General features: G+C 67.8%; 6 protein-coding genes. 5 read left to right on the top strand and 1 reads right to left on the bottom strand.

The genetic code is table 11. From position 1 onward, the window contains the following. The 5 genes from folE to D7V93_RS07450 all read left to right on the top strand — a co-directional run. Positions 1-590 (top strand): GTP cyclohydrolase I (gene folE, locus D7V93_RS07470; RefSeq protein WP_244237155.1); only part of this gene is annotated, 590 nt, incomplete at its 5' end. Beyond that, positions 587-2,017 (top strand): FAD-binding oxidoreductase, encoded by a 1,431-nt coding sequence (locus D7V93_RS07465; RefSeq protein ID WP_120642716.1) that lies wholly within the window; start codon positions 587-589, stop codon positions 2,015-2,017. The genes folE and D7V93_RS07465, both read left to right, overlap by 4 nt. Before the next feature lie 226 nt (positions 2,018-2,243). After that, on the top strand, positions 2,244-2,984 hold the full coding sequence (locus D7V93_RS07460; RefSeq protein WP_120611188.1) for a sigma-70 family RNA polymerase sigma factor: 741 nt from the start codon (positions 2,244-2,246) through the stop codon (positions 2,982-2,984). Positions 2,985-3,163: 179 nt separating this feature from the next. Further along, positions 3,164-3,904: a tetratricopeptide repeat protein gene (locus D7V93_RS07455; protein ID WP_120642715.1), complete on the top strand. Its 741-nt coding sequence runs from the start codon at positions 3,164-3,166 to the stop codon at positions 3,902-3,904. After that, positions 3,901-5,769 (top strand): AMP-dependent synthetase/ligase, encoded by a 1,869-nt coding sequence (locus D7V93_RS07450; RefSeq protein WP_120642714.1) that lies wholly within the window; start codon positions 3,901-3,903, stop codon positions 5,767-5,769. The genes D7V93_RS07455 and D7V93_RS07450 overlap by 4 nt, the downstream gene beginning before the upstream one ends. Positions 5,770-5,938: 169 nt before the next feature. On the opposite strand, the gene D7V93_RS07445 is transcribed toward D7V93_RS07450, so the two are convergent. After that, entirely contained in the window at positions 5,939-6,172 is a 234-nt protein-coding gene (locus tag D7V93_RS07445; RefSeq protein ID WP_120642713.1) for a twin-arginine translocase TatA/TatE family subunit, read from the bottom strand. Between the last annotated feature and the right edge of the window lie 27 nt (positions 6,173-6,199).

The raw sequence follows: 6,199 nt of genomic DNA, 5'->3' as shown, positions 1-6,199 counted from the left end.
CCCCCCGCGCCGTGCGCCCCGATCCCGTCGCCATGGCCCGCGCGGTGCGTGACTTCCTCACCGCCGCGGGCCTGCCGCTCCAGGACGAGAACCTGGTGGACACCCCGACGCGCGTGGCCGACGTGTGGGCCAACGGCTTCCTCGACGGCTACGGGCGCACGCCCGAGGAGGCGCTCGGGAAGACCTACCCCGCGCCCCCGAACTCGTCCGGGGAGATCGTCGTCGTGTCCGACTTGCGCTTCCACTCCATGTGCCCGCACCACCTGCTGCCCTTCACCGGCCGCGCGCACGTGGCCTACGTGCCGGGCACGCGCGTCGTGGGCTTCGGCCGGCTGGCGGCGCTGGTGGACTGCTTCGCGCACCGGCTCATCCTCCAGGAGGACCTGGCGCGTCAGGTGGCCCAGGCGCTCGCCCGCGTGCTCAACAGTCCCGCCACCGCCTGCATCCTGGAGGCGGAGCAGGCCTGTCTGCGCTTGAGGGCGGATCACCAGCGCGACGCCGTCACCCACGCGGAGGCCTATGAGGGCCTCTTGCGCCGCGACGGCCCGCTGCGCCGCGAGCTGTGGGCCCGGCTGGGGGCCCGGCGATGAACCCCGCCTCCCAGACCTTCGAACGCGTGGCGCCCGAGCGCGTGGCGAAGGCGCTGGAGGCCCTGAAGGACGTGCTGGCCGAAGGGCAGGTCCGGCGCGATGAGGCCTCGCTCGACGCCTACGCGCGCGACGAGTCCGACAGCGGCGTCTACCCGCCGGACGTCGTCCTGCTGCCGGAGAACACCGCGCAGGTGTCCGCCATCTTCAAGGCCTGTCAGGCGCACGGCGTGCCCTTCACCCCCTGCGGCGCGCGCAGCGGCAAGAGCGGTGGTTCCCTGCCCCTGCGCGGCGGCGTGGCGGTGAGCCTGGAGCGCATGAACCGCATCCGCGCCATCTCCACCGAGGACCTCACCGCGGTGGTGGAGCCCGGCGTGGTGACGGGAGATTTGATGAAGGCGGTGGAGGCCCAGGGCCTGTTCTATCCACCGGACCCGAACTCCTGGGAGTTCTGCACCCTGGGCGGCAACGTGGCGGAGAACGCCGGCGGCCCCCGCGCGCTCAAGTACGGCGTCACGCGCGACTACGTCATCGGCCTGGAGTGGGTGATGCCGGACGGCGAGGTGCTGCGCGTGGGCCGGCGCACCATCAAGGGCGTGGCCGGGTACGACCTCGTGGGCCTCTTCGTCGGCTCCGAGGGCACGCTCGGCGTCGCCACGGAAATCACCGTCCAGCTCATCCCGCTGCCGCGCCAGGTGATGACCGCGCTGGTGGTGTTTCCTTCCGTGCTCCACGCGGCCCGGGGCGTCTCCGCGGTGCTCGCCGCCGGCATCCTCCCCCGGTGTCTGGAGCTCATCGACGAGGTCGCCGTGCAGGCCATCGTCCACCGGGGCAGCTTCCAGTTCCCCCCCGGCGCGGGCGCCGCCCTCATCGCCGAGGTCGACGGCAACACCCCCGAGGGCGTGTTCGCGGAGCTGACCCAGCTGGGCGCCATCTGCGAGGCCCAGGGGGCCACGCAAACCCTGGTCGCCCAGGACGACGCGCAGCGCGACCGGCTGTGGGCCGCGCGGCGGGGCATCTCCCCGGCGCTGCGCGCGCTCAAGGCCGCGAAGATCTCCGAGGACATCGTGGTGCCCCGCTCGAAAATTCCCGACATCATCGAGCAGCTCAAGCGCATGGGCGACGAGCTGGGGCTCACCGTGGCCACGTATGGCCATGCGGGCGACGGCAACCTGCACGCCAACATCCTCTACGACGGCCCCGGCCAGCGTCCCCTCGTCGAAGAGGCCCTGCGTCGCATGCTGGAACTCACCGTCGCCCTGGGGGGCACCATCACCGGCGAGCACGGCGTGGGGCACGCGAAGCGGGAATATCTGGCGCTGGAACAGGCTCCAGGGCTCCTGGACCTCCAGCGGCGCCTGAAGGCCTTTTTTGATCCATCAGGCCTGCTCAATCCCGAGAAAATCTTCCCCGCGCTCAAGCGTTCCTAGTCAGTGGCCGGAAACGTAGGTGCTGTCCCACCCGTCACGTTTCTCAACCTTCAAGGTCCGAAAGGGCTGCCGCGTGACGGGCTTTTGACAAGGGTAAGCGGGCGAAATGCCCCTCTCGACAGGAATGAGAAACCCTTTCCGCCGTTGCGCGTCCTAGTAACAGGTGGACGCGGTTCGTCGGGGGATTCATCGCGTCCGGCAGTTACGAACGGAAGGACGGGAAATCATGGCCAACTCGACGAAGTTCGCAGCAGAGGGCCTTTCACATTACCTGCGGCACCTCGGCGGACATCACCAGCTGACGCGCGAGCAGGAGTACGAGCTGGCGCGCCAGGCCCGCAAGGGTGACGAGAGCGCCCGACAGACGCTCGCCAGTTCCAACCTCGCTTTCGTGGTGGCGGTGGCCAAGAAGTTCGCCAACCGCGGCGCCCGCCTGGATGACCTCATCCAGGAAGGCAACGTGGGCTTGATGAAGGCCATCGAGCACTTCGATCCGAAGAAGAACGTGCGGTTCGCCACCTATGCCGTCTGGTGGATCCGCGCCTACATCACCCGCTACCTCAAGGACAACCGCAGCCAGGTGCGCGGCGGTGAGGCGGAGCGCGGCAGCATGGTGGACTTCTCGCTGGACGCCACCATCGACGAGGAGGGCGAGACGACCTTCCTCGACCGGCTGGAGGACGGCGGCCCCTCGCCTCAGGAGACGTTCCTGTCGCGCGAGCAGGACACCGAAATCCAGGAGGCCCTGGCCAAGGTGCGCAAGCGCATTGGCGACCTGGGCTGGGACATCCTCCAGGAGCGGCTCACGCAGGACAAGCCGCTCACCCTGGAGGAGCTGGGGCAGCGCTGGGGCGTGTCGCGCGAGCGCGTGCGCCAGGTGGAGCTGAAGACGAAGAACTTCCTGGAGCGCTACCTCTTCGCCTTCAACGAGAACGAGGAGCACACCGCCACGGCCGACGCGGCCTGAAGCACGCCGAAGCAGCCATTCCAACCCCTGCCCACCCACCCGGGAGGGCAGGGGTTTTGTTCACCAGTGATGGGGCCTGGCGGGTGGTTCGACCCTCGCCGGCCCCGTCTTCTTTTTTGCCGCGCTGCGTCTCGCGCGTTCGGTTGCTGGTAGGCAAGCGTGCGTGTTAAGGCGTTTGGATGCGCTTGAAATTGCTAGCCCTTTGGGTGCTTGCGGCCCTTCCAGCCCAGGCAGCGGATCCCGCGCTGCTCAGCCAACTCGATGCGTTGTTCGCCAAACGGAACGACGCTGAATCCTTGAAGGCGTTGGAGGCGGGGCTGAAGGACGCCCTGACGGCCGAGCCAGAAGACTTCGAGCTCGCGTGGCGCAAGGCCCGCATCCTCCAGTGGCAGGCGGACGGCGCCACGGAGAAGAAGCTGAAGATGGTCCTGGGCAAGCAGACCTGGGAGGCGGGCGACAAGGCCGCGAAGCTCCAGCCCGCGCGCGTGGAGGGCTACTACTTCGCCGCCTGTGGCATCGGGTCCTACTCGCAGGCCGTTGGCATCATGAAGGCCCTGGGGGACGGCCTGGAGGGCAAGTTCAACGAGCGCCTGGACACCGCGCTGAAGCTCGACCCGGGCTACGACTATGGCGGGCCCTGGCTCGTGAAGGGTCGCTACTACTTCGAGCTGCCTTGGCCGAAGCGGGACCTGTCCAAGTCGGTGACGTTCTATGAGAAGGCCATCGCCAAGTATCCGCAGTCGCTGCGCGCGTACCTCTACCTCGCCGAGACGTTGTTGAAGGACGGCAAGGCGGAGAAGGCGCGCGACGCCATCGAGAAGGTCAAGCAGGGAAGCACGGCGTACAACCCCGCGGAGGGGCAACGCGTGCAGCAGTGGGCCAAGAAGACGGATGCCGACATCCAGGAGGAGCTCAAGTGAGGGCAGAGAGTCAGGTCACGACGGCTCCCGCGGCGAGCGGGACGCAGGAGCAGAACCTCGTCCAGTTGCTCGTTCAGCGGGCCCAGAACGCCTCCAAGGTGGGCGTCACGCACAAGAAGGACGGGCGCTGGCAGGACGTCACCTTCGCCCAGGTGCTGGAGGACGTGAAGGGATTGGCGTCCGGGCTCATCGCCCAGGGCATCCAGCCCGGGGACCGGGTGGCCATCTTCGCCAACACCAGCCTCCAGTGGATCATCGCGGACCTGGCCGTCAGCGCGGCCCAGGCCATCACGGTGCCCATCTACGGCTCCAACACGCCGGATGAGTGTCGCTACATCCTGAACCACTCGGAGACGAAGATGCTTCTCGTCGACTCCGACGAGAAGGATGCGAAGCAGGCCGGGCGCCTCACGCGCGTGCGCTCCAAGCTGAACGACATCCCGTCGCTGGAGAAGATCGTCGTCTTCGAGGGCCCCGTCAGCGGCCCCAAGGAGATGACGCTCGCGGACGTGATGGCGTCCGGCAAGACGGGGCCCCAGGCGACGGAGGACGCGTTCACGCAGCGCGTGTCGGCGGTGAAGTCGGATGACACCAACCTGCTCATCTACACCTCCGGCACCACGGGCGACCCGAAGGGCGTCATCCTGACCCACGGCAACTGGGCCTATGAAGCGAAGGCCACCCAGGCCATGGGCATGATGAAGCCCGAGGACTCGGTGATGCTCTTCCTCCCCCTGGCGCACGTGTTCGCCCAGGTGGTGAAGGCCGCGTGGCTGTCCATGGGGTTCCGCCTCATCATCGCGGAGTCGGTGGACAAGCTGCTGGCGAACCTGGCGGAGACGCGCCCCACGGTGCTGCCGTCGGTGCCGCGCGTGTTCGAGAAGGTCTACAACAACGTCGTGGCCAACGGCTCCTCGGCGCCGGGCATGAAGGGCAAGCTGTTCCGCTGGGCCTTCGGCATGTTCGACGAGTACTCCGAGGCCATGGCGCAGGGCCGCCCGTACAACTCGATGATGTTCGGCCTGGCGAAGAAGCTGGTCTTCTCCAAGGTGCGCAAGACGCTCGACGAGAAGCTGGGCGGCAACATGCGCATCTTCATCTCCGGCGGCGCGCCGCTGTCGCGGAAGATCGCCTACTTCTTCGACCTGCTCGACCTCAAGGTGCTGGAGGGCTACGGCCTCACGGAGACGAGCGCGCCCTGCAACGCCAACCGCGTGGAGAAGATCAAGATCGGCACCGTGGGGCCGCCGGTGCCCGGCACGGAGATCAAGATCGCCGCGGACGGGGAGATCATGGTCCGGGGCCCGTGCGTGATGAAGGGGTACTACAAGAACCCCGCCGCCACCGCGGAGGTGCTGGAGCCGGACGGCTGGTTCCACACCGGTGACATCGGCGAGGTGGACGCGGACAACTACCTGCGCATCACCGACCGCAAGAAGGACATCATCGTCACCGCGGGCGGCAAGAACGTGGCCCCCCAGAACATCGAGAACACGCTCAAGACCTTCCCGCTCATCAGCCAGGCGATGGTCTACGGCGACAAGCGTCCGTTCCTCGTCGCGCTCATCACCGTGTCCGAGGACCCCGCGCGCAAGTTCCTGGAGGACAAGGGCATCGCGGTGGGCAGCTATGCGCAGAACTCCCAGCGGCCGGAGATCAAGACGGCCGTCGAGGAGATCATCAAGAAGGTGAACGCGGAGATTCCTCCGTACTCCAGCATCAAGAAGATCGCCGTCATGGACGCGGACTTCACGCAGGAGTCGGGAGAGCTCACGCCCACCCTCAAGGTGAAGCGCAAGGTGGCCAGCCAGAAGTACAAGGCGACCATCGACGCCATGTATGACGGCGCGAAGGTGATGGACTGAGGCACCCGCCGGCGCTCCCCGGCGCGTCCCGAAAGGGGCCTGGGGAGCACGGCACGAAGCCCGACGCCCGTCCGCAGGCGCCGCATCAGGCGGCTCGCGGTACGGGCGTCAGGGGCGGTCCGGCAGGTCGCTGGAAGGGACGGGCCTTCAGCGCCCCTCCCACACGGCTTCAGGCGTGGTGGCTCGGGGACTTGGCCGAGACGTCCTTGTCCACGCCGGAGGCGGCGGACAGCGTGCCCGGCTTCTTCTCCTCGGCGTCGTCCTTCTCGTCGGTGGAGAAGCCGCGCTTGAAGTTGCGCAGCGCGCTGCCCAGGGACGAGCCGAGCTGCGGCAGCCGCGAGCCGCCGAACAGCAGCAGCAGCGCCGCGAAAATCAAAAGAATCTCAGGAAGCTTCAAACCCATGGCTTCGCTCCTCGCGCAAGGCGCGCA

Source organism: Corallococcus llansteffanensis (assembly GCF_003612055.1).
Classification (GTDB): Bacteria; Myxococcota; Myxococcia; order Myxococcales; family Myxococcaceae; genus Corallococcus; species Corallococcus llansteffanensis.
This window is presented reverse-complemented; position numbering and strand designations above follow the sequence as displayed.